The following is a 20,459-nucleotide window of genomic DNA, read 5'->3' on the forward strand; positions in this document are numbered from 1 at the left end:
CCCGCCGTCCGGGCCGTCACTCGGCCGGCGGGGGCGGGGCCAGCGCCCCGGACAGGAACAGGGTGGTCGCCGCGGCGCCGGCCTCCTCCACGTCCAGCCGGTTCCGGATGACCCGCGACACCACGCCCTCCAGCAGGCTGAAGTACATCTCGGCGAGCGTGTGGACGGGCAGGTCGCGGCGGAAGTGGCCGCCCGCGGCGCCGCGCTCGAACACCGCGCGCACCGGGCCGGCGAGCCGCCGCTCGACCCGCCGGGCCTCGCGCGGCGCGCCCTCCAGCAGCCCGAGCACCCGGTGCCTGCACGCCGCGGCGATCGTCGCGCGGGTCATCCGGGCGACGGCCTCCTCGATCGGGACGGTGTCCAGGCGGGCGCTCTCCAGCCGGGACGCCAGGTCGTCCAGCGCGGCCTCGTACAGCGCGTGCAGGAGCGCGTCGCGGCTGGGGAAGCAGCGGTCGAGGACCGCGCGCTCGACCCCCGCGGCCGCGGCGATGTCGGCCATGCCCGCCGACCCGCCCCGCTCGGCCAGCACCGCGGCGGCGGCCTGGAGGATCCCCGCCCTCACCGGGTCGCCGGCGACCGTCCCGCTGCTCATCGCGGGAAAGGGTACACCCGCCGCGGCGGGTGCGGTGGCGGCGCGTCGCGTTCGGTGGTGGGGTGGGACGGGGCCGCCGAAGCCGCGCGATCTGGGAAGGACACCCTCATGGAAACCGTGCACTCCAGGGACGGAACGCCCATCGCCTTCGAGCGGACCGGCAGCGGCCCCGCGCTGGTCTGCGTGGGCGGGGCGCTCAACGACCGCGGCTCCGCCGCCGCCCTCGCCGGGCTGCTGGCCGGCCGGCACACCGTCCTGACCTACGACCGGCGGGGCCGCGGCGGCAGCGGCGACACCCCGCCCTACGCCGTGGACCGCGAGATCGAGGACCTGGCCGCGGTGATCGGCGCGGCCGGCGGGTCCGCCGCGGTGTACGGGATGTCGTCGGGCGCGGTGCTGGCGCTGCGCGCCGCCGCGGCCGGGCTGCCCGTCACCCGGCTCGCGCTGTACGAGCCGCCGTTCCATGCCGGCCACGACGACCGGCTCATCCGGTCCCGCGCCTACAACACCGAGCTGACCGGGCTGCTGGCCGACGGCCGCCGCGGCGACGCCCTCGCGCTGTTCATGGGCAGTGTCGGGATGCCGCCCGAGATGGTCGCGCAGGCGCGCGGCGCGCCGATGTGGCCGGCGCTGGAGGCGCTCGCGCCGACCCTCGCCTACGACTCGGCGGTCATGGACGACGCCGAGGGCGGTGCGATGCCCGAGGCCCTCATCCGGCGGGTGACCGTTCCCGCGCTGGTCGTGGCGGGCGGCGACAGCCCCGCGTGGATGCGCGACACCGCCCGCCGTGTCGCCGCGCTGCTGCCCGCCGGGGCGGAGCGGGTCCTGGACGGGCAGACCCACGATGTCGCGCCCGAGGCGCTGGCGCCCGTCCTGGCCGACTTCCTCGCCTGAGCCGGCCCGACCCGGCTGCCCCGGCCGCCGGGAGGGGGCGGGGCCGGAGGGTCAGGTCACCGGGACCTCGATGTGGCCGGACGCGCCGCGCCGCAGCGTCGCGCGCCCGGCGGTGGCCTCGGCCGCCCACGCCCGGAACGCCGCCAGGTCCTCGGCGGGCACCGCGACGTCGGCCTCCACGGCCGTCCCGTAGCGGACGTCGGCGGGCTGGTGCCCGCGCGCGTGCAGGTCGCCGAGGAACCGCCCGGCCAGCGCGTGGTCGACGCCGACGGTGACCGTCACCACCGGGCGCAGCTCCACGACCCCGACCGCGTCGACGGTCTCGGCGACCGCCTGCGTGTAGGCGCGGACCAGGCCGCCCGCGCCGAGCTTCACCCCGCCGAAGTAGCGGGTGACGACCGCGGCGGTGCCGGTCAGGCCGCGCCGCACCAGCACCTCCAGCATCGGGACGCCTGCCGTCCCGGCCGGTTCGCCGTCGTCGCTGCTCTTGGTGATCTCGCCGTGCTCGCCGACGACGTAGGCGGTGCAGTTGTGGGTGGCGTCGCGGTGCGCGCGGCGGTGCGCGGCGATGAACGCGGCCGCCTCGGCCTCGTCGGCGACGCGGGCGAGCGTGCACGCGAACCGGGACCTGCGGATCTCCAGCTCCCGGGACCCGCCCTGTCTGATCATGCGCATGGCGCCTCCGAGTCTATGTTCGGCCGTGCGCGCCGCCGGGAAGGACGGCCCGCATGGACCCTCTGGACGCGCTGTACCGGCGCTGGCTGTTCGAGGTGTGGCAGGGCGACCACGCGGCGGCCGGGGACATCCTCGCCCCCGGCTTCACCGGGCACTGGCCCGGCCTGGAGGTGCACGGCCCCGCCGAGGCCGCCGAGCAGGTCCGCCGGTCCCACGAGTACTTCACCGACGTCCGGACCGCCCTGGACGCCGGCCCGGTCATCGGCCCCGCACCCGGCTCCGCGGCGGGGGCTTCGCGGGGGGACGGCATGGTCGCCGCCGCGTGGAGCTTCCACGGCTCCTACCGGGGCGGGATTCCGGGTGCGACCGCCGCGCCCGGCACCCGCGTGTCGTTCCGCGGGCACGACCTCTTCCGCGCCGAGGGCGGCCGGTTCACCGAGTACTGGGTCGTGTCGGACGCGCTCAGCCTGATGACCGCGCTCGGCGCCGTCGGCTGACCCCGCGCGGCCGGACGCCGCCCGGACAGACGCGGACAGATGCGGTCAGACCAGGTCGATGAGGTCGGCGATGGAGGCGACGACGCGGTTCGGGCGGAACGGGAACCGGGTGATCTCGTCCTTGCGGGTCACCCCGGTCAGCACCAGGATCGTCTCCAGCCCGGCCTCGATGCCGGCGACGACGTCGGTGTCCATCCGGTCGCCGATCATCGCGGTCGACTCGCTGTGCCCGCCGACCACGTTCAGCGCGGTCCGCATCATCAGCGGGTTCGGCTTGCCGACGAAGTAGGGCTCCACCCCGGTCGCGCGGGTGATCATCGCGGCGACGGCGCCGCAGGCGGGCAGCGACCCCTCCGGGGACGGGCCGATCGGGTCGGGGTTGGTCGCCACGAACCGGGCGCCGCCCTCGATCAGCCGGATCGCGCGGGTGATCTGGGAGAAGCTGTAGGTGCGGGTCTCGCCCAGCACCACGTAGTCGGGGTCGATGTCGGTGAGGACGAAGTCGGCCTCGTGCAGCGCCGTGGTCAGCCCCGCCTCCCCGATCACGTACGCCGAGCCCTCGGGCCGCTGGTCGGCCAGGAACCGGGCGGTGGCCAGCGCGGAGGTCCAGATCGCCTCGGGCGGGACCTGCAGGCCGGCGGCCGCGAGCCGGGCCGACAGGTCCCGGCGGGTGTAGATCGAGTTGTTGGTGAGGACGAGGAACGGCGTGCCGGCCGCCGACAGCCGCCGGATGAACTCCTCGGCGCCGGGCACGGGGCGTCCCTCGTGGACCAGGACCCCGTCCATGTCCGACAGCCAGTACTGGATCGGCCCGCGTTCGCTCATGCCCCCATTGTCGCAGGTGAGGATCTTCGCCGGGACCGCCCCGCCCCGTCCGCGGTCCGGCGCGGGGGCGTTGACCTGCGGGTGACGTGGATCATAGATTTTCGGGACGGCGCACCGAATCGTGTTCGGCGGTCGGGCCGCGCGGCGGCGCGCCGTCCACCCCGCGGGAGGCGCGCTGTGCAGGACCGTGACGTGCAGGACCGTGACGTGCAGGACCGTGACGTGCAGGACCGTGACGTGCAGGACCGTGACGTGCAGGACCGTGACAGGCAGGACGGTGACGTTCGGGTCGGCGGTGACCGGGTCGCCGATGTGGCGGAGGGCGGGCTGCCGGGCATCGCCGAGGTCCGGGCGGCGATGACCGCGCCGGGGAGCCTGTTCGAGATGGACGAGGTCGAGATCCGCGGCGTGCGGACCCGGGTGTGGAAGAACGCCCCGCCCACGCTGCGCGAGATCCTGGAGGCCTCCCGCGCGCACGGCGACGCCGACTTCCTGGTCTACGGCGAGGACCGGCTCACCTTCGCCGCGCACTACGCGGCCGCGGCGGCGTTCGCGCGGCGGCTCGCCGACCGCTACGGGGTCGGCAAGGGCGACCGGGTCGCGATCGCGATGCGCAACTACCCCGAATGGTCGGTGGCGTTCTTCGGCGCGGCCGTCGCGGGCGCGGTCGTGGTGCCGCTGAACGCCTGGTGGAGCGCCGCGGAGCTGGAGTACGGGCTGGCCGACAGCGGCGCGAAGGTCCTCATCGCCGACGCCGAGCGCGCCGAGCGGCTCGCCGGGGTGCTGCCGGGGCTGGGCGTGGCGTGCCTGGTCGCGCGGCCCGACGGGCCCCTCCCCGAGGGCGCCGAGCCGTTCGAGGGCGTCCTCGGCGACCCCGGCGACCCGGCCGCGGCGTCGCCGCCGGACGTGGCGATCGACCCCGACGACGAGGCCACGATCTTCTACACCTCCGGCACCACGGGACGTCCCAAGGGCGCGCTCGGCACGCACCGCAACATCGCCACCAACCCCGTCAGCCTCGCCTACGGGATCATGTCGGCGGGGGTGCGGGCGGGCCGGACGGTCGAGGAGCTGACCGCGCCGCAGCCGCGGGTGACGCTGCTGAGCGTCCCGTTCTTCCACGCCACCGGCTGCCATTCGGTGCTGGTGACCAGCGCGCTGCAGGGCGGCACGGTCGTGCTGATGTACAAGTGGGACGTCCGGCGGGCGCTGGAGCTGATCGAGCGGGAGCGGGTGACCGGGTTCGGCGGCGTCCCCACCATGGCGTGGCAGGTGCTGACCGCGCCCGAGTTCGGGGACTACGACACCTCCAGCCTCACCGGCGTCAGCTACGGCGGCGCCCCGGCCGCGCCCGCCCTGCTCGACACGATCCGCGAGCGGCTGCCGCAGCGGGTGCCCGGCAACGGCTACGGGCTGACCGAGACGTCCTCGGTCACCACCTACAACGGCGGCGTCAACTACCTGGAGCGGCCCGAGAGCGTCGGCCCGCCCGTCGCGGTCTGCGACGTCAGGGTGGTCGGCCCGGCCGGGGAGGAGCTGCCGCCCGGCGAGGTCGGCGAGCTGCTGATCAAGGGCCCGAACGTCATCAAGGGCTACTGGAACAAGCCGGAGGCGACGGCGCAGGCGTTCACCGGCGGCTGGTTCCGCAGCGGCGACCTGGCCCGCCTGGACGCCGACGGGTTCGTCTACATCGTCGACCGCGCCAAGGACATGCTGATCCGCGGCGGCGAGAACATCTACTGCGCCGAGGTCGAGGCCGCCCTGTACGAGCATCCGGCGGTCGCCGACTGCGCCGTCATCGGCGTCCCGCACCAGGTCCTCGGCGAGGAGGTCGGCGCGGTGATCGTGCCGCGCCCCGGGGCGGAGGTCACCGCCGGGGAGGTGCGGGAGTTCCTCGGCGGGCGGATCGCCGCGTTCAAGGTGCCCGAGCACCTGTGGTTCCAGGACGAGCCGCTCCCCCGCAACCCCGGCGGCAAGATCCTCAAGACGCGGCTGCGGGAGCGGCTCCTCGGGTGACCGCGGCCCCGCCCGGTAGGATGATCTTGTGACGAGCAGTGATCCGCGGCCCGGCGTCCGGCGGGTCGAGACGCCCGGCCTGGCGCCCGGCCCCGGCTACAGCCACGCCGTGTCCGTCGACGTCCCCGGCCGGCTGGTGGTGGTCAGCGGGCAGATCGCCCTGGACGCCGCCGGGAACCTGGTGGGGCCCGGCGACCTGGAGGCGCAGACGCGGCAGGTGTTCGCCAACCTGCAGGCCGCGCTGACCGCCGCCGGCGCCGGCTGGGAGCACGTCGTGCGGCTCGGCTACTTCCTGCGCGACGCGGGCGGCGTCGGCGTCGTGCGGGCGGTCCGCGCCGAGTTCGTGCCCGCGGACGTGGCCCCGGCGGCGTCGCTGGTGGAGGTGTCCCGGCTGGTCCGCGACGATCTGCTCGTCGAGATCGAGGCCATGGCCGTCGTCCCCGCCGGCTGACCCCCGGCCCGCAGACCGGCCCGCTCCGGGCATGGAACGGGGCGCCCCGGACGAACCGGGGCGCCCCATTCGGCCTGCGGTCGGGTCAGACGTTCACGCCGAAGTCGGAGGCGATGCCCGACAGGCCCGAGGCGTAGCCCTGGCCCACCGCGCGGAACTTCCACTCGGCGCCGTTGCGGTACAGCTCGCCGAAGACCATGGCGGTCTCGGTCGAGGCGTCCTCCGACAGGTCGTAGCGGGCGATCTCGCTGTTGTCGGCCTGGTTCACCACGCGGATGAACGCGTTGCGGACCTGCCCGAAGTTCTGCTGCCGGCCGTCGGCGTCGTAGATCGACACCGGGAACACGATCTTGGCGACCTCGGCCGGGACGGTGCTGAGCCCGACCTTGATCTGCTCGTCGTCGCCCTCGCCCTCACCGGTGAGGTTGTCACCGGTGTGCTCGACCGAGCCGTCGGGGCTCTTGAGGTTGTTGAAGAACACGAAGTGCTGGTCCGACAGCACCTTGTTCTCCGCCGAGACCAGCAGGGCGCTGGCGTCCAGGTCGAAGTCGGTCCCGGTGGTGGTCCGCACGTCCCAGCCCAGACCGACCACGACGGCGGTCAGTCCGGGAGCCTCCTTGGTCAGCGAGACGTTGCCGCCCTTGCTCAGACTGACTCCCACTGTTGTCTACCTCCGTATCGGACTGCGGGTGGGGTTCCACCCGCGATCGGTCTGTCTTACGAGAACGGTAGCCATCCCTCGCCGGTTCCCCCCGCTCCTTGGCGAATTCGCGGCGTGGCGTGCCGTTTCGTCCGGTGCCGAGCGTAGGGGACGCGGTCATGGGCCGGTGGGCCCGGTGAGGAACGCGGTGGGGGCGGTGACGGGGGCGGGCAGGTCGAGCGCGGCGGCCAGCTCCGCGGCGTGCGGCGCCAGTTCGTCGCAGGTCCGGCGCCGCGCCTCCCACAGCAGGTCCAGGAGGCCGGGCGGGGCGGCGCCCTCGTTGAGCAGGTCGGGGGCGCGGCGCTCCAGGACGTTGAGGGCGTGCAGCCGCAGGACGGCCCCGGTCCCGGTCGGCTCGGACGCGGCGGATCCCGCTCCGGCGGATTCGGCTCCGGCGGCGCAGATCTCCAGGACGATCCGGTCGGCGCACGCCGAGGCGGTGCGGGCGGCCAGGACGAGGTTGGCGTTCCAGGCGGTGAAGGCGTCGCCGCCGTCGCGCAGCGCGGCCTCGACGCGGCCGGCGAGCCGGTCGCGCATGCGGCGTTCGCCGTCGCGGGCCAGGTGGAGCCAGACGCGGGGAGAGTGCGGGTCGCCGCCGTCGGGCGGTTCGGCGCCCGTTTCGGGCGGGGCGTAGCGGTCCAGGTCGGCCATGGCGCGGGCGGTGTCGTAGAGGATGAGCTCGTTGTCGCCGCCGGCGTTCTGGTAGGCGTGCGCGAGGCCGCGGTAGGCGTTGAGGCGTTCGACGGCGGCGAAGCCGGGGGCGCCGCTGTGCACCCGGCACGCCGACACCGTCTCCTGCGCCTGCGAGGTCGCGGCGGCCTTCAGCAGGGCCAGGTCGCGGTCGACGGCCGACCACGGCGCCCACGCGGTGGCGGGGCCGCCTCCGCCAGGCGAGTCGCCGTCCGAGTCGCCGTCCGGGGTGTGCGGGGCGGCGGGGCGGGGTTCGGTGACGTGCGCGGCGACGGCGGTGAGCGCGTACGCGGCGGCGAGGGCGCCGAGCACGGCCTCCTGCTGGTTGCGGTAGTCGGTCAGGGGGCGGCGGGGCGCGAGCCGGCCGAGGGTGGTGCGTCCCGCCGAGTGCGCCAGCAGCATGCCGGCCGACGCGCGGGTGATCGCGGCGGAGGCGGAGATGACGGCGCGCCAGACCGGCGGGGCGATGCCCATCGAGCGGGTCAGCCGCGCCGCCGGGGACCCGGCGGGGTCGTGGAAGGCGCCGCCGGCGTCGATGCGGGCGCCGTCGCGCAGCCAGGCCCCGTAGGGGACGTGCACGCCGTCGAGCAGGACGGCGGCGTAGTCGATCTGCAGCCCGGTCGTCTCGGGCGCCGGGACGATCCGCACGCCGGGCGGGACGGTGCCGTCGGGGCGGCGCAGCGGGACCGCGAACACGAACACCCCGCGCTCCTGCCCGCCGTGGACGAGGGTGGCGTAGACGGCGGCGGTCTTGGCGACGGCGGGGTGGGCGGTGTTGGTGGGGAACTTGGCGGCCCGCGGGTCGGGGGTGGTGAGGACGAACCCGCCGGTGGCGGGGTCGTGGCGGGCGATCGTGCGGGGCGACAGGTGGCTGTTGCTGCGGCCGACCTCGGTCATCAGCAGCGTCCCGGCGGCGTCCATGGACTCCAGCGCGTCCCGGGCCTCGCGCGCGCCGTCCTGGCCGGCGCCGAACCGCAGGATGGGGCCGAGCGCGAGGGTGTAGTGCAGCAGCATGAGGTGGAACAGGGCGGGGTCGGCGATCGCGGCGCGGTCCAGCAGCGCGCACAGGGCCGGCGGGTCGGCGAGCAGGTCGGCGGCGGGCGGCGCGGCCAGGCCGGCGCGGCGCAGCCGCGCGTAGGTGAGGGCCTGGTGCTCGCGGGCGGTGAGGTCGGCGGGGTAGGTGAAGAACTCCTCGGGGACGGCCTCCTCCAGCCGGGCCCGCGTCTTGGCGTCCATCACCGCTCCCCTCCCCCGCGGCCCGCGTGCCCCGGTTCCCGTCCGGGCGGTGTTCCGGGGGCTGTTCCGGGAGGTGTTTCCGGGGGTGTGCCGGGGGCGACGCCGGGCGCGGCCTTGCCGGTGCGGCCGTGGCGGGGCAGGTCGCGCAGGGGCGCCAGGGTCCGGGCGCCGGGGACGGCGAGCCGGGCGCACTGGCACAGCGCGTCGCCGGGGCCGGCCTCGGCGAACACGGTCGCGCCGGCGGCGCGCACGGCGCGCAGGGCGGCGGGCAGGTGGACGGGTTTGACGATGCAGTCGGCCATGGCGCGGTGCAGGTCGTCGTCGTCGGTGTAGGCGCGGCCGCGGACCGGGGAGTGCACGGGCAGCTCCAGGGGCCGCTGGGGTAGGTGGCGGATCATCGCGTACCACTCGTCGTCGGCGCCGGCCATCGCGGGGTGGTGCGACAGGTAGGGGACGGCGAGCCGCACGGCGCGCACGCCGCCGGCCTTGGCGGCGTCCACGACGGTGTCCAGGGGGCCGTCGGGCCCGGACACGATCGTGACCGAGGGCGCGTTGAGGCAGGCGACCACGACCTCGGGGGCGGCGGCGGACTTGATGCAGGCGCGGGCGCCGTCCTCGCCGGTCTCCAGCAGGGCCATGCCGCCGCCGCGGCCGCGGTCGGCCAGGACGCCGACGGCGGAGACGGCCATCCGGGCGCCGTCGGTGATCGTGAACGCGCCGGCGCTGACCAGCGCGGCGATCTCGCCGAAGCTCTGCCCGACGGCGAAGGCGGGGTGGACGCCGGCGGCGCGCAGGGCGCGGTCGACGGCGACGGAGGCGGCGTAGGCGCACAGCTGCGCGACGCCGGGGGTGCGGGACGCGGCGCGGTACTGGGCGGAGTCCTCCAGCAGGACCGCGCGCAGGGACGGCCATCCGGTGGCGGGCAGGCCCTCCTGGACGGCGTCCAGGACGTCGGCGACGGCGCGGGCGGCGCCCGGCCCGGTCGCGGCGAGGGCGGGCAGGTCGGGCACCCCGGACGAGCCGGTGCCGGGGAACAGGAAGGCGCAGAGGTCGCCGGGTTCGAGTGCTGCGGCTGGATCGGTTGCGGCGGTGTCGGTTGCGGCGGGGCCGGTTGCGGTGGACGGCACGCGGGGTCTCCTTACCTGGAAGGAAGGCCGACTTTCCTATTAAGGAATAAAGGCCGCTTAAAACGCAGATATGGAACATAGGCCGTGAAATGGGATTATTCACTCGTGCAGTGGGTCTGACAACCGTCCGTGGTGCGAGGGGGAAACGAGCATGGCAGCGAGCACGGCAGTGGGCACCGCGGTGGGCGCAGCCGTGAGGGAGGGCACCGGATGGGCGATCCGCGGGACGGGGTCCTGCCTGCCCGAGCGGTGCGTGCCCAGCGACGAGCTGTCCCGCTCGCTGGGCCTCGACCCGTCGTGGATCGAGGACCGCACCGGCATCCGCCGCCGGCATCTGGCCGCGCCCGGGCAGTCCGCCTCCGACCTGGCCGCCGCGGCGGCCGCGCGGGCCCTGGACGCCGCCGGGCTGGAGCCGGACGACATCGGCCTGCTGGTGCTCGGCACCTCCACGCCCGACCTGGTCGCCCCGTCCACCGCCTGCCGCGTCCAGGCCCTGCTCGGCGCCCGCCGCGCCGCCGCGTTCGACGTCGCCGCCGCCTGCACCGGGTACGTGTTCGGGCTGCAGGCCGCGCTCGGCTGGCTGGCCGCCCAGCACGCCGCCGGCCGCCCCGGCCGGGGGCGCGCCGGGGAGCACGCGCTGGTCGTCGGCGTCGAGGTGTACTCGCGGTTCCTCAACCCCGCCGACCGCGGCACCGTCGCGGTGTTCGGGGACGGCGCCGCCGCCACCGTCATCGGGCCCGTCCCGGCGCCCTACGGGATCGGGCCGGTCACGCTCGGGTCCGACGGCTCGGGCACCGACGACGTGCTCATCCCCGCGGGCGGCAGCCGCACGCCCGCCACCGCCGAGACCCTGGCCGGGCTCGGCCACACCATCCACATGGACGGTCGCGCCGTCCGCGGCTTCATCGAGCACATCTTCCCCCGGCTGGTCGCCGAGGCCACCGAGGCCGCGGGGGTCAAGCCCGCCGACCTGGCCCTGGTCGTCCCGCACCAGCCCAACCCGCGGCTGGTCGCCGCGCTGGCCGCCGGCGCCGGCCTCGACCCGGCGCAACTGGCGATCGTCGGGCACGAGGTCGGCAACATCGGCGCCGCCAGCATCCCCTACGCGCTGGACCGGGCCGTCCGCGGCGGCCGCCTGCACGGCGGCGACCTGGTGCTGCTCGCCGGGTTCGGCGCGGGCGTCACCTGGGGCCACACCCTCATCACCTGGCCGCCCGACTAACCCTTCAGCCGGGGCGCCCCCGGGCCCTTGCCGGTCGTCGGCGGGCCCCGTTAGGTTCGGGACGGGACCGAGGGAGAGGAGCGGCCGTGATCAGCACCGGGGATCCCGGCGGCGCCACGGCCGACGCGGACGCCGCCGAGCTGGACGCCGTCCGCGCCCTGCACCGGCGGATCCTGGACGGCTGGAACGCCCGCGACGGCGCCGCGTTCGCCGCGCCGTTCGGCGACGACGGCGCGTGCATCGGGTTCGACGGCAGCCTGCACGCGGGCCGCGCGGAGATCGCCGCGCGGATGGACCGGGTGTTCGCCGACCACGCCACCGCCCGCTACGTCGCCGCGGTCCGCGACGTGCGGCTGATCGCGCCCGGCGCGGCCGTGCTGCGCGCCGTCGCCGGGATGGTCCCGCCCGGCGCGTCCGACCTGAACCCGGCCGCCAACGCGGTGCAGGCCCTCACCGCCGCCCGGGACGGCGGCCGGTGGCGGGCCGTGCTGTTCCAGAACACCCCCGCCGCCTACCACGGCCGCCCCGAGGCCGCCGAGGCCCTCACCGCGGAGCTCCGCGCCCTCCTGCCCGGCCGGGCCTGACCCCGCGCGGGCGCCCGCCGCGGCGCGCGGCAGGTCAGCGGCGGCGCGCGGCGGCCCCGTCGGCGGCCTCGCAGGCCGCCCGCACGAACGCCGCCAGCGCCCGCGACCGGGACGCCTCCGGCCAGGCCAGCACCAGCGTGGACGGGGCCGCGTCCGGCACCGGGACCGCGGCCAGGTCGTCGCGCAGCAGGCCCCGCATCGACGCCGGCAGCACCGCCACCGCCCGGCCCAGCGCGATCAGCTGCATCAGCTGCCCGCCGTCGCCGATCCGCGGCGCGGCGCCGAGCGCGTGCCCGTAGCGGGCGGGCGGGACGTCGTCGCCGTCCAGGTCCGCCAGCGCCAGCTCCGCGCGGCGCGCCAGCCGGTGGCCGCGCGGCAGGACGGCGACCTGCGGCTCCTCCAGCAGCTCCTGCACGGCCAGGCCGGTGACGTCCTGCCGCGGCGTGTAGAGCAGGGCGGCGTCGGCGCGGCCGTCGCGCAGCGCCCGGTCGGCGCCGTAGCCGAGCAGCATCTCCACCGGCACCGCGTCCGGCGTGCGCTCGTAGGCGGCCAGGATCGCCGGGAGCAGGCCGCCGCCGTCCCCGCCGGGCTTCATCGCCAGGACCAGCCGGGGCCCGGCGCCGCCGGCGCGGCGGCGACGGCGTCCAGCGCGGCGGCGCCCTCGGCCAGCAGCGTCTCGCCGGCCGGGGTGAGCGCGACGCGGCGGGAGGTGCGCTCCAGCAGCGTCACGCCGAGGCGCCGCTCCAGCCGGCCGATGGCCCGCGACAGCGGCGGCTGGGCGATGCCGAGCCGCTCGGCGGCGCGGCCGAAGTGCAGTTCCCGCGCGACCGCGAGGAAGTAGGTGAGCTCACGCGTTTCCACCACGTCCATACCTCCAGGGTATTGATCGGGGTGCGATCGGTGTTGGATCCGGCGGCGCCGGCGGTGGTGGGCTGGAGGCATGGACGAAACGAACGGCACCACTCCCCGGACCGCCCTGGTGACCGGGGCGAACAAGGGCATCGGGTTCGCGATCGCGCGGGGGCTGGCCGAGCGCGGCATGACCGTGCTGCTCGGCGCCCGCGACCCCGCGCTGGGCGAGAAGGCCGCCGCCGGGCTGCGGGACGGCGGCCGCGACGTCCGCGCGGTGGCCCTGGACGTCACCGACCCGGCGTCGGTGCGGGCCGCCGCCGGGCGCGTCGCCGCCGAGACCGGGCGGCTGGACGTGCTGGTCAACAACGCCGGCATCTCCGGCGGCCCGGTCCACCCGCCCGACGAGGCCGACCTGGACGTCGTGCGGCGCGTGTTCGACACCAACCTGTTCGGGGTGTACCGGGTGACCAACGCGATGCTGCCGCTGCTGCGCCGCGCGCCGGCGGGGCGGATCGTGAACGTCTCCAGCGGCACCGCCTCGATGGCCGCGATGACCGACCCCGGCCACTACTTCTGGGACACCGCCGCGTCCGCCGCCTACCCGGCGTCCAAGGCGGCGCTGAACATGCTGACGATCCAGTACGCCAAGCGGCTGCGCGACACGGCCGTCAAGGTCAACGCCGCCGCGCCCGGCGCCTGCGCCACCGACTTCACCGCCGAGTTCACCCGCGTCACCGGCCGGAGCACCGACCGGACCGCCGAGCAGGGCGCCGCCATCGCGATCCGCCTGGCCACCCTGGACGCCGACGGCCCCACCGGCGGCTTCTTCGACGACGCCGGCCCCGTCCCCTGGTAGCCGCCCGGTCCCGGCCGAGGCCGGTCACCAGGGGGACAGGACGAGGGCCTGGAGGGCGAGGGCGGTCGCGGCCTGCGCGGCGAGCCATCCGCGGGCCGGGGGGCGGTGCAGCGCGGCGGCGGCGACCGCCCACGCGGCGAACGGCACCCAGATCCGCTCGACCTCGCCCCTGGTCACGCCGGAGGCGTCCAGGGTCAGCACGCCCACCAGCGCCGCCGCCGCCAGGGAGGCGACCGCGGCCTGCGGGGGCAGGGCCCGCGCCCGGGCGGCGCCGCGCAGGGCCTCCGCCGCGCGGGGCAGGGCGCGGGCGGTCGCCGGGCCGGTCAGCAGTCCCAGCACGGCCAGGTTCGCCAGGACGAAGTAGGCGTAGGAGCGCTGCGCCGACCCGCGGCTGACCAGGTAGGTGTCGAGGGTGGCGGCGACACCGTCCGGCCACCAGAACCCCAGCAGCGTGAACGCGGCCGGCGCGACGGCCAGGCCCCCGGCCAGGGCCGCGAGCACCGCGGGTCGGGGGCGGGTGAGCAGCAGCACCGCCAGCGGCACCGCGAACAGCGGCAGCAGCCCGTAGCTCAGGTAGGGCAGGCAGCCCAGCAGCAGCCCGCCCGCCCCGGCCAGAACCCCGCCCCCCGCGGCGGCCCCCGCACCGGCCCGGTTGGCGGCCCGGTTGGCGGCGCGGCGGGCCGCCAGGGCGAGCAGCGCCGTCCCCCACGCGCCCACGGCCAGGAAGAACGCGTCCATCGCGGTCGCGATCCACACCGCCAGCGGCGCCAGCACCAGGAACGGCACGGCCGCGCGCGCCGCCCGCTCCCCCGCCGCGCACCGGACCGTGACCGCGACCGCGGCGGCGGCGGACGCGCCCGCCGCGATGACGGCCGCGGCCGCCCAGCCGGTGCCGCCGAGCCCGGCCCGCTCCAGCGCCCACAGCAGCAGCGTCGGCAGCGGCGGATGCCCCCGCACGTGCGTGGTGTAGCCGGCGAGCCGGTCGGTGAAGGTCCGCAGCCACTCCAGCGGGTCGGGGCGGACCTGCGCCAGCCCCGCCGGGTACTCGGTGGGCGCGTCCAGCGGCGCCGCGAGCGCGCCCCAGCCGTCGCTCGCCGCCAGCGCCACCGTCCACGCGGCCGAGCCCGCCCACGCCAGCGGCGGCAGCGCGCGCCACGGCAGCCGCGCCGCGAGCGGGGGCAGGGCCGCCACGGCCGCCGCCGCGGCGCCCGCCGCGGGCACCAGCCGCCAGGTCAGCGGCACCGGCCGGGCCCGCGCGTGCAGCGGGGGCAGCCGGTCCTCGGTCGCCAGGCCGGCGCGGCGCAGGTACCAGCCCACCGCGAACGCCGCCGCGATCCCGGCCGCCCACACCGCGACCGCGACCCACCCGGTGCGCCGCCGAGCCCGCCGCGCCGTCCCGGCCGGGGACCGCTCGCCGGTGAGGGTCACCGCCCCCGCCCCCTGCGGCGGTCGGCGGCGAAGCGCGCGGCGGCCGCGGCGGCGGCGAGCACCGCGACGGCCGCCACGACGATCGCGAGGTTGCGGCCGTAGGGCAGCGGCAGCCGGGACGGCTCGTCGGCGCGGCGCCCGTACCCGAGGACGAGCGGCAGCGCGACCGCGGTGACGCAGGCGGCGGTGACGAGCGCGGCCCGCGCGATGCGCCGGTAGCGTCCCGGCAGCCGCCCGGTCGCCACGCCCGCGGCCAGGACCAGCGGGACCAGGACGGCGTCGTGCAGCACCGCCGGCCCGGCGAACCACGCCGCCCACCGGGCGGCCGGGACGTCGGCGACGACGCCGCGCAGCCCGAGGCCGATGAGCGCCAGGCCCGCCGCGTAGGCCAGGACCCGGGCGGTCACGACACCACCAGCCGGTGCACCCATTTGGTCTGCATGACGCCGGGCCGGTTCGGTGCGATCAGCCGGCAGGGGCTGCCGTGGTCGAGGGCGAGCGGCGCGCCGTTCATGCCGAGGGCCAGCAGGGTCAGCGGGTCGTGCCAGTGCGGCGGGTCGACCCGCGAGGCGCGGTAGCGGCCGCCGCGCTCCAGCGACTCCACCCGCACCCGGGCGCCGCGGTCGGCGCCGGCCAGGCGCAGGACGTCCCGCAGCCGGACGCCGTGCCAGTCGGCCTCCACGCTCCAGCCCTCCACGCAGGAGATCGGCAGCCGCGCGGTGCGCTGCGGCAGGGCGCGCAGGTCGGCCAGGGACAGGGTGACCTCGCGGGCGACGCGGCCGGTCACGGTGAGCCGCCAGCCGGGGTCCCGGGCGGCGGCGGTGACGCCGGTCGCGGCGGCCGACTTGTTGACCGGGACGTCCTGCGGCCCGGTGCCGGGCCGGCGCGGCGCCAGCACCGCCAGCCGCGCGAGCGGCGTGACCGCCTCCCCCGCCGTGGTGAGGACGATGGCGCCGCTCGCGGCGGCGACGGTGAGCAGGAACCCGCGGCGGCCCACCGCGTCCTGCGGGCGGGTCATCACGGCCCGGCGCGCCTTGGCGCCCTCGTTGGCGATGTGGATGAGCAGCGCCCCGGCGAGGATGTAGGCCGTCCAGTAGTGCGCGGTGGTGAAGAAGAACCGGAACGGGTACCAGTAGGCGATGTTCAGCACGCCGGTGACGAACTGGAACAGCGCCGCGCCGACCAGGACGAACACCAGCAGCCGCCGCACGGCGTGGCCGATGGAGCGGACCGGCGGCCACTGCCACAGCTTGGGGTAGACCGTCCAGAGCTTGGCCAGCAGCAGCGGCACCGTCGCCAGGCCGCCGATGACGTGGACGCCCTGGGTGACCCGGTACAGGTTCACCGGGCGCGACGGCCAGTCCATCCATCCGGCGGGCTGCTGCATGAAGTGGGAGACCAGACCGGTCCCGAACGAGACCGCGACCGCGGCGCCGAGGGCGATGCCGAGCAGGGACGCGGTCCGCTCGTCGTGGAGGCGGCTGGTGAACCGCCCCGGCAGCGCGGTGACCAGCGCGGGCGGTCTCGGGAGCGCCGCTCTCAGGAACGCAGGGCGACGAACCATCGGCCGGCCTCCTCCCACAGTTCGGTGACGGTGGCGGCGCAGGCGGCGGCGAGCGCGGCGGCGGCGTCGGCGGACACGTGCGCCCAGGGGAACCATTCGCCGACCGAGGGCCCCGACCGCAGCCGCAGCGGTTCGACGCGGGCCCCGGTCCCGGGCGGGCCGACCTCGATCAGGACGCGGCCGCCGGGGGCGAGCAGCGCCAGGACGCGGCGCAGCAGGGCGGCCGGGTCGCCGCCGATGCCGATGTTGCCGTCGGCGAGCAGCACGGTCCGCCAGCGGCCGGTGCCGGGGACGCGGCCGAACACGTCCCGGCACAGCGCGGGCCCGCCGGCGGCGGTCGTCAGCGCGACCGCGGCGGGCGCCAGGTCGATGCCGAGGACGGGCAGGCCGCGGCGGGCGAGCGCGACGGTGAGGCGCCCGGGCCCCGACCCGACGTCCAGGGTGGCGCCCCGGCAGCGGTCCAGCAGGCCGCCGTCGCCGGGCCGGGCCGACAGCCAGTCCTGCAGGGGCAGCGGGCGGCGGCCGTCGGCGTGCTCGATCTCGACGGGGCCGCGGCCCCGCAGCGCCTCCTCGTACAGTTCCCCGATCATGCCGGGACGCTCCCGGCGCGCAGGCCGCGCAGCGCGGCGGCGAACCGCCCGCCGGGCGCGGCCGCGGCGGCGGCGCGGGCGTCGGCGGGGGTGTCGACGTCGGTGAGCCGCGGCAGGAACCCGGTGCGCAGCCGGGCGGCGCGCAGCCGCGCGAGCAGCACCGCGCCGGTGTAGGACCGCGACATCGGGACGCCGCGCAGCAGCCGCGCGTCGGGGCGGCGCAGCCCGAGCAGCCAGAACCCGCCGTCGGAGGCGGGCCCGACGACCGCGTCGCAGCGGCCCAGCCCGCGGGCGGCGCGGGCCAGCAGCGCGGGGGTGGCCTGCGGGGTGTCCATCCCGATCAGGACGAGGGGGCGGCCGGCCCAGGCGTCGTCGAACGCGGCGGCCAGCCGCTCGTCCAGTCCGGCGCCGCGCTGGCCGACGACGGTGAACCCGCCCGGCAGCCACGGGCCCGGCGCGCCGTCGAGCGCGAGGGTCCGGCGGACGGCCGGGGCGGCGGCGACGGCGGTGAGGGTGTCGCGCAGGGACGCCTCGGCGAGCGCGGCGGCCTCGCACGGGGTGTAGGCGGGGGTCAGGCGGGTCTTGACCCGGCCGGGGACGGGCTCCTTGGCGATCACGATCAGGTCGGCGGGGCCCGCCGGGCCCCCGGGGTTCACGGGGTTCACGGGGTTCATGGGGCGACCTCGGCCAGGACGCGGCGCATGTCGCGGACGGCGCGGACCGTCCCGCCGAGGGTGCCGGTGACCTTCGAGGCGCCGGTGCGGGGCCGGTAGGCGACGTCGATCTCGCCGATCCGCCAGCCGGCGCGGGCGGCGCGCAGCACCATCTCCAGCGGGTAGCCGAACCGGCGGTCGCGCACGCCGAGGGCGAGCAGGTCGGCGCGGCGGGCGGCGCGCATGGGGCCGAGGTCGTGCAGGCGGGTGCCGGCGCGGCGGTTCAGCGAGCGGGCCAGGACGGCGTTGCCCAGGCGGGCGTGCGGCGGCCAGGCGCCGCGCCCGGTCGGCCGCCGCCGCCCGAGCACCAGCCCCGGCCCGCCGCCCGCGGCCGGGCCGGCCGGGCCGACCGGGCTGGTGAGGCCGGCGAGCGCGGCGGCCAGCCGGGGCAGTTCGGCGGGGTCGAGGGAGGCGTCGGCGTCCATGACGCACACGACCTCGGTGCGGGCGGCCAGGAGCCCGGCGTGGCAGGCGGCGCCGAAGCCGCGGTCGGCGGCCGGGACGACGCGGGCGCCGTGCCGGGCGGCGACGGCGGCGGAGCCGTCGGTGGAGGCGTTGTCGACCACCAGGGGCCGGAACCCCTCGGGCATCCGGGTCAGCACCCAGGGCAGGGCCTCGGCCTCGTCGAGGCACGGGAGAACGACATCGATCACGGGTCCGACGCTACTTTCGGTGACGGGTCGGCGACCCTTACGAACTGGTGACGGGCGTCCGGGCGAACTCGGCCATGCCGTCGGCGAACGCCACCGCCGGGGCGAAGCCCAGCTCGCGGCGGGCGCGGTCGGGGCGGGCGACGATGTGGCGGACGTCCCCGAGCCGGTAGCCGCCGGTGACGCGGGGGGCGGGACCGCCGGCGGCGGCGGCGAGCGCGTCCGCCATCGCGCCGATGGTGCGGGGCTCGCCGCTGGCGATGTTGTAGGCGCGCAGCCCGCCGGGCCGCGGCGGCCCGGCCGCGGCCCGCTCCAGCGCCAGCACGTTGGCGCGGGCGACGTCGCGGACGTGGACGAAGTCGCGGCGCTGCCCGCCGTCCTCGAACACCAGCGGCGCCTCGCCGTTCAGCAGCCGGGACCGGAAGATCGCGGCGACGCCCGCGTAGGGGGTGTCGCGCGGCATCCGCGGCCCGTACACGTTGTGGTAGCGCAGCGCGGCGGCCGTCCCGCCGGTCGCGCGGGCCCACGAGGCGGCCAGGTGCTCCTGGGCGAGCTTGGTGTCGGCGTAGACGTTGCGGGGGCCGGGCGGGTCGTCCTCGCCGACGGTGCCGGGGGTGAGGGGCCGCCCGCAGGCGGGGCAGCCGGGCTCGAACCGCCCGGCCGCCAGGGCCTCCTCGGGGCGGGGCCCCGGCCGGACGGGCCCGTGCCGGTCGCAGGAGTAGGCGCCCTCCCCGTACACGACCATGGAGGACGCCAGCACGAGCACGGCGACGCCGGCGCGGGCCATCTCCGCCAGCAGCACGGCGGTGCCCTGCACGTTCGCCGACGTGTAGTCGGGCAGGTCGCCGATGTCGACGCCGAGGCCGACCTTGGCGGCCTGGTGGCAGACGGCGTCGACGCCCGCCAGCCGCGCGGCGACGGCCGCGGCGTCGCGGACGTCGGCGGGCGGGCCGCCGAGCCCGTCGGGCCGCGCGTCCAGGCCGCGGACGCGGTGCCCGGCGGCGGTCAGCGCCGCGGCGATGTGCGAGCCGATGAATCCGGCCGACCCGGTGAGCAGTACGTTCATGGCGACGAACGTAGGCCGCGCGGCGCGCCCGGGTCGGCCCGCCGGGCCCTGGGGGCGCACCTTGTTCGAACCTTGTAAGAACTTCGCCCCGCGGCTTACGCGGCGGTGAGGGGGGCGAGCAGTCCGACTGCCGTGTCGACGTCGGCCTCGGTGGTGGTGAGGTGGAACGCGCAGCGCAGCCGTCCCGCCCGGACGGAGGCGATCACCCCGGCGCGGCGCAGCACGGCGTCGGTGCCGTCGGGGACGGCGACCGCGACGATCGCCGAGTCGCCGGGCGGCAGGCCGAGCCCGGCGCGGAACCGGCGGGCCAGCGCGACGTCGTGGTCGTGGATCGCCGCGATCCCGACCCGTTCGAGCAGTTCCAGGGCGGGGGCGTGCCCGGCCCAGCTCTGCCAGGCCGGGGACAGGTCCAGGCGGCGCGCGCCGGCGGCCAGCCGCAGCGGCAGCCCGTAGACCGAGTCCCAGATGTCGGCGCCGGCGTACCAGCCGGCGCCGATGGCCGGCAGCGCGTCCAGGGCCTCGGCGGCGCCGGTGAGGAAGCAGGTGCCGCGGGGGCCGAGCAGCCACTTGTAGCCGCCGGCGACGAGCCAGTCGACGCGGCCGGCGGGCAGCGGCAGCCATCCGGCGGCCTGGGTGGCGTCCAGCAGGATCCGGGCGCCGTGCGCGCGGGCCGCGTCGATGAGGTCGTCCATGGGGGCGATGCGGCCGTCGGCGGACTGCACCGCCGACACCGCGACCAGGCCGGTGCCGGAGCGGACCTCGGCGGCGATCCGCTCCAGCGGCACCGACCGGACGGCCAGCCCCGGGCGGGCGGCGAAGGGGAACAGCACGGAGGTGAAGTCGCCGTCGGCGACCAGCACCTCGGTGCCGGCGGGCAGCGACGCCGCGACGAGCCCGGTGAAGTAGGACACCTGCGGCCCGCAGGCGACCCGGTCGGCGGGGACGCCGAGCAGCCGCGCGAACGCCTCCCGGGACCGGGTGACGGCCTCGTCCAGGTCGGCGGGGACCATGAGCCCGGCGGCGCGGCCGCGTTCGGCGGCGAGCATCGCCTCGTGCGCGGCGCGCGGCGGCAGCCCGTAGGTGGCGGTGTTGAGGTAGGCGACGCCGGCGCCGAACTCGCGCTGCGCCGCTGCGATGGAAAGGGTCATGCCCCGATCGTCGTCCCCCGAGGTCCCATAGCACAAAGTACGGTTTCCTGGGCGTCCCATAAACGCGGTTGATATGTTGCGGG

General features: G+C 77.4%; 23 protein-coding genes. 7 read left to right on the forward strand and 16 right to left on the reverse strand.

All coding sequences use genetic code 11. The annotated features are described in order from the left end of the window. Nucleotides 1-16 precede the first annotated feature (16 nt). Complete coding sequence (locus tag ABFX46_RS17855; RefSeq protein WP_346043432.1) at nucleotides 17-592, reverse strand: TetR/AcrR family transcriptional regulator; 576 nt, start codon at nucleotides 590-592, stop codon at nucleotides 17-19. A 108-nt stretch (nucleotides 593-700) separates the two neighbouring features. On the opposite strand from ABFX46_RS17855, the gene ABFX46_RS17860 reads away from it, so the two are divergent. After that, nucleotides 701-1,486 (forward strand): alpha/beta fold hydrolase, encoded by a 786-nt coding sequence (locus ABFX46_RS17860; RefSeq protein WP_346043434.1) that lies wholly within the window; start codon nucleotides 701-703, stop codon nucleotides 1,484-1,486. 51 nt (nucleotides 1,487-1,537) lie between these two features. Here ABFX46_RS17860 and ABFX46_RS17865 read toward each other — a convergent pair whose 3' ends face one another. Beyond that, the gene (locus ABFX46_RS17865) at nucleotides 1,538-2,161 is read right to left on the reverse strand and encodes an IMPACT family protein (protein WP_346043435.1); all 624 of its coding nucleotides are present in this window, start codon (nucleotides 2,159-2,161) and stop codon (nucleotides 1,538-1,540) included. Nucleotides 2,162-2,214: 53 nt separating this feature from the next. On the opposite strand from ABFX46_RS17865, the gene ABFX46_RS17870 reads away from it, so the two are divergent. Beyond that, nucleotides 2,215-2,658 (forward strand): ester cyclase, encoded by a 444-nt coding sequence (locus ABFX46_RS17870; RefSeq protein ID WP_346043437.1) that lies wholly within the window; start codon nucleotides 2,215-2,217, stop codon nucleotides 2,656-2,658. Between the two features lie 45 nt (nucleotides 2,659-2,703). Here the strand turns inward: ABFX46_RS17870 and ABFX46_RS17875 are convergent, their stop codons facing one another. Then, on the reverse strand, nucleotides 2,704-3,483 hold the full coding sequence (locus tag ABFX46_RS17875) for an HAD-IIA family hydrolase (RefSeq protein WP_346043439.1): 780 nt from the start codon (nucleotides 3,481-3,483) through the stop codon (nucleotides 2,704-2,706). Nucleotides 3,484-3,675: 192 nt separating this feature from the next. Between ABFX46_RS17875 and ABFX46_RS17880 the strand changes: the two genes are divergently transcribed. Both ABFX46_RS17880 and ABFX46_RS17885 read left to right on the forward strand, forming a co-directional pair. Continuing rightward, nucleotides 3,676-5,499 carry a class I adenylate-forming enzyme family protein gene (locus tag ABFX46_RS17880; RefSeq protein WP_346043441.1) on the forward strand — a complete coding sequence of 608 codons (1,824 nt, stop codon included), beginning with the start codon at nucleotides 3,676-3,678 and terminating at the stop codon, nucleotides 5,497-5,499. A gap of 28 nt (nucleotides 5,500-5,527) precedes the next feature. Continuing rightward, complete coding sequence (locus tag ABFX46_RS17885; RefSeq protein ID WP_346043443.1) at nucleotides 5,528-5,950, forward strand: RidA family protein; 423 nt, start codon at nucleotides 5,528-5,530, stop codon at nucleotides 5,948-5,950. Nucleotides 5,951-6,035: 85 nt separating this feature from the next. Here the strand turns inward: ABFX46_RS17885 and ABFX46_RS17890 are convergent, their stop codons facing one another. From ABFX46_RS17890 to ABFX46_RS17900, 3 genes are all read right to left on the reverse strand, one after another. Beyond that, the gene (locus tag ABFX46_RS17890) at nucleotides 6,036-6,611 is read right to left on the reverse strand and encodes a TerD family protein (RefSeq protein WP_131944859.1); all 576 of its coding nucleotides are present in this window, start codon (nucleotides 6,609-6,611) and stop codon (nucleotides 6,036-6,038) included. A 156-nt stretch (nucleotides 6,612-6,767) separates the two neighbouring features. Next, nucleotides 6,768-8,576: an acyl-CoA dehydrogenase family protein gene (locus tag ABFX46_RS17895; RefSeq protein WP_346043445.1), complete on the reverse strand. Its 1,809-nt coding sequence runs from the start codon at nucleotides 8,574-8,576 to the stop codon at nucleotides 6,768-6,770. After that, the gene (locus tag ABFX46_RS17900; protein ID WP_346043447.1) at nucleotides 8,576-9,703 is read right to left on the reverse strand and encodes an ACP S-malonyltransferase; all 1,128 of its coding nucleotides are present in this window, start codon (nucleotides 9,701-9,703) and stop codon (nucleotides 8,576-8,578) included. The genes ABFX46_RS17895 and ABFX46_RS17900 overlap by 1 nt, the downstream gene beginning before the upstream one ends. Before the next feature lie 151 nt (nucleotides 9,704-9,854). Here ABFX46_RS17900 and ABFX46_RS17905 point away from each other — a divergent pair, with 151 nt between their 5' ends. Beyond that, entirely contained in the window at nucleotides 9,855-10,925 is a 1,071-nt protein-coding gene (locus tag ABFX46_RS17905) for a 3-oxoacyl-ACP synthase III family protein (RefSeq protein ID WP_346043449.1), read from the forward strand. Between the two features lie 86 nt (nucleotides 10,926-11,011). Continuing rightward, nucleotides 11,012-11,509 carry an SgcJ/EcaC family oxidoreductase gene (locus ABFX46_RS17910; protein WP_346043450.1) on the forward strand — a complete coding sequence of 166 codons (498 nt, stop codon included), beginning with the start codon at nucleotides 11,012-11,014 and terminating at the stop codon, nucleotides 11,507-11,509. Between the two features lie 34 nt (nucleotides 11,510-11,543). Here the strand turns inward: ABFX46_RS17910 and ABFX46_RS17915 are convergent, their stop codons facing one another. Together ABFX46_RS17915 and ABFX46_RS17920 are read right to left on the reverse strand one after the other, a co-directional pair. Continuing rightward, the gene (locus ABFX46_RS17915) at nucleotides 11,544-12,104 is read right to left on the reverse strand and encodes a LysR family substrate-binding domain-containing protein (RefSeq protein WP_346043451.1); all 561 of its coding nucleotides are present in this window, start codon (nucleotides 12,102-12,104) and stop codon (nucleotides 11,544-11,546) included. Next, the gene (locus ABFX46_RS17920) at nucleotides 12,101-12,379 is read right to left on the reverse strand and encodes a LysR family transcriptional regulator (RefSeq protein WP_346043452.1); all 279 of its coding nucleotides are present in this window, start codon (nucleotides 12,377-12,379) and stop codon (nucleotides 12,101-12,103) included. Before ABFX46_RS17920 ends, ABFX46_RS17915 begins: the two co-directional genes overlap by 4 nt. Before the next feature lie 70 nt (nucleotides 12,380-12,449). Here ABFX46_RS17920 and ABFX46_RS17925 point away from each other — a divergent pair, with 70 nt between their 5' ends. After that, nucleotides 12,450-13,217 (forward strand): SDR family oxidoreductase, encoded by a 768-nt coding sequence (locus tag ABFX46_RS17925; protein ID WP_346043454.1) that lies wholly within the window; start codon nucleotides 12,450-12,452, stop codon nucleotides 13,215-13,217. Between the two features lie 24 nt (nucleotides 13,218-13,241). Here the strand turns inward: ABFX46_RS17925 and ABFX46_RS17930 are convergent, their stop codons facing one another. From ABFX46_RS17930 to ABFX46_RS17965, 8 genes are all read right to left on the reverse strand, one after another. After that, nucleotides 13,242-14,645: a hypothetical protein gene (locus tag ABFX46_RS17930; RefSeq protein ID WP_346043455.1), complete on the reverse strand. Its 1,404-nt coding sequence runs from the start codon at nucleotides 14,643-14,645 to the stop codon at nucleotides 13,242-13,244. Next, nucleotides 14,642-15,052, reverse strand: coding sequence for a hypothetical protein (locus tag ABFX46_RS17935; RefSeq protein WP_346043457.1), 411 nt, complete (start codon nucleotides 15,050-15,052; stop codon nucleotides 14,642-14,644). Before ABFX46_RS17935 ends, ABFX46_RS17930 begins: the two co-directional genes overlap by 4 nt. Beyond that, nucleotides 15,049-16,209 carry a molybdopterin-dependent oxidoreductase gene (locus ABFX46_RS17940; RefSeq protein WP_346043459.1) on the reverse strand — a complete coding sequence of 387 codons (1,161 nt, stop codon included), beginning with the start codon at nucleotides 16,207-16,209 and terminating at the stop codon, nucleotides 15,049-15,051. Before ABFX46_RS17940 ends, ABFX46_RS17935 begins: the two co-directional genes overlap by 4 nt. Beyond that, nucleotides 16,185-16,799: a methyltransferase domain-containing protein gene (locus ABFX46_RS17945; protein ID WP_346043460.1), complete on the reverse strand. Its 615-nt coding sequence runs from the start codon at nucleotides 16,797-16,799 to the stop codon at nucleotides 16,185-16,187. The genes ABFX46_RS17940 and ABFX46_RS17945 overlap by 25 nt, the downstream gene beginning before the upstream one ends. Continuing rightward, nucleotides 16,796-17,473 (reverse strand): TIGR04282 family arsenosugar biosynthesis glycosyltransferase, encoded by a 678-nt coding sequence (locus ABFX46_RS17950; RefSeq protein WP_346043462.1) that lies wholly within the window; start codon nucleotides 17,471-17,473, stop codon nucleotides 16,796-16,798. Before ABFX46_RS17950 ends, ABFX46_RS17945 begins: the two co-directional genes overlap by 4 nt. Next, nucleotides 17,470-18,165, reverse strand: a complete 696-nt coding sequence (locus ABFX46_RS17955; RefSeq protein ID WP_346043463.1) for a glycosyltransferase family 2 protein — start codon at nucleotides 18,163-18,165, stop codon at nucleotides 17,470-17,472. The genes ABFX46_RS17950 and ABFX46_RS17955 overlap by 4 nt, the downstream gene beginning before the upstream one ends. Nucleotides 18,166-18,202: 37 nt before the next feature. Further along, nucleotides 18,203-19,228 carry an NAD-dependent epimerase/dehydratase family protein gene (locus ABFX46_RS17960; protein WP_346043465.1) on the reverse strand — a complete coding sequence of 342 codons (1,026 nt, stop codon included), beginning with the start codon at nucleotides 19,226-19,228 and terminating at the stop codon, nucleotides 18,203-18,205. A gap of 95 nt (nucleotides 19,229-19,323) precedes the next feature. Further along, on the reverse strand, nucleotides 19,324-20,376 hold the full coding sequence (locus tag ABFX46_RS17965) for an aminotransferase class V-fold PLP-dependent enzyme (RefSeq protein WP_346043466.1): 1,053 nt from the start codon (nucleotides 20,374-20,376) through the stop codon (nucleotides 19,324-19,326). Between the last annotated feature and the right edge of the window lie 83 nt (nucleotides 20,377-20,459).

It is taken from the genome of Actinomadura chokoriensis, from assembly GCF_039529475.1.
In the GTDB taxonomy this organism is placed as follows: domain Bacteria; phylum Actinomycetota; class Actinomycetes; order Streptosporangiales; family Streptosporangiaceae; genus Spirillospora; species Spirillospora bangladeshensis.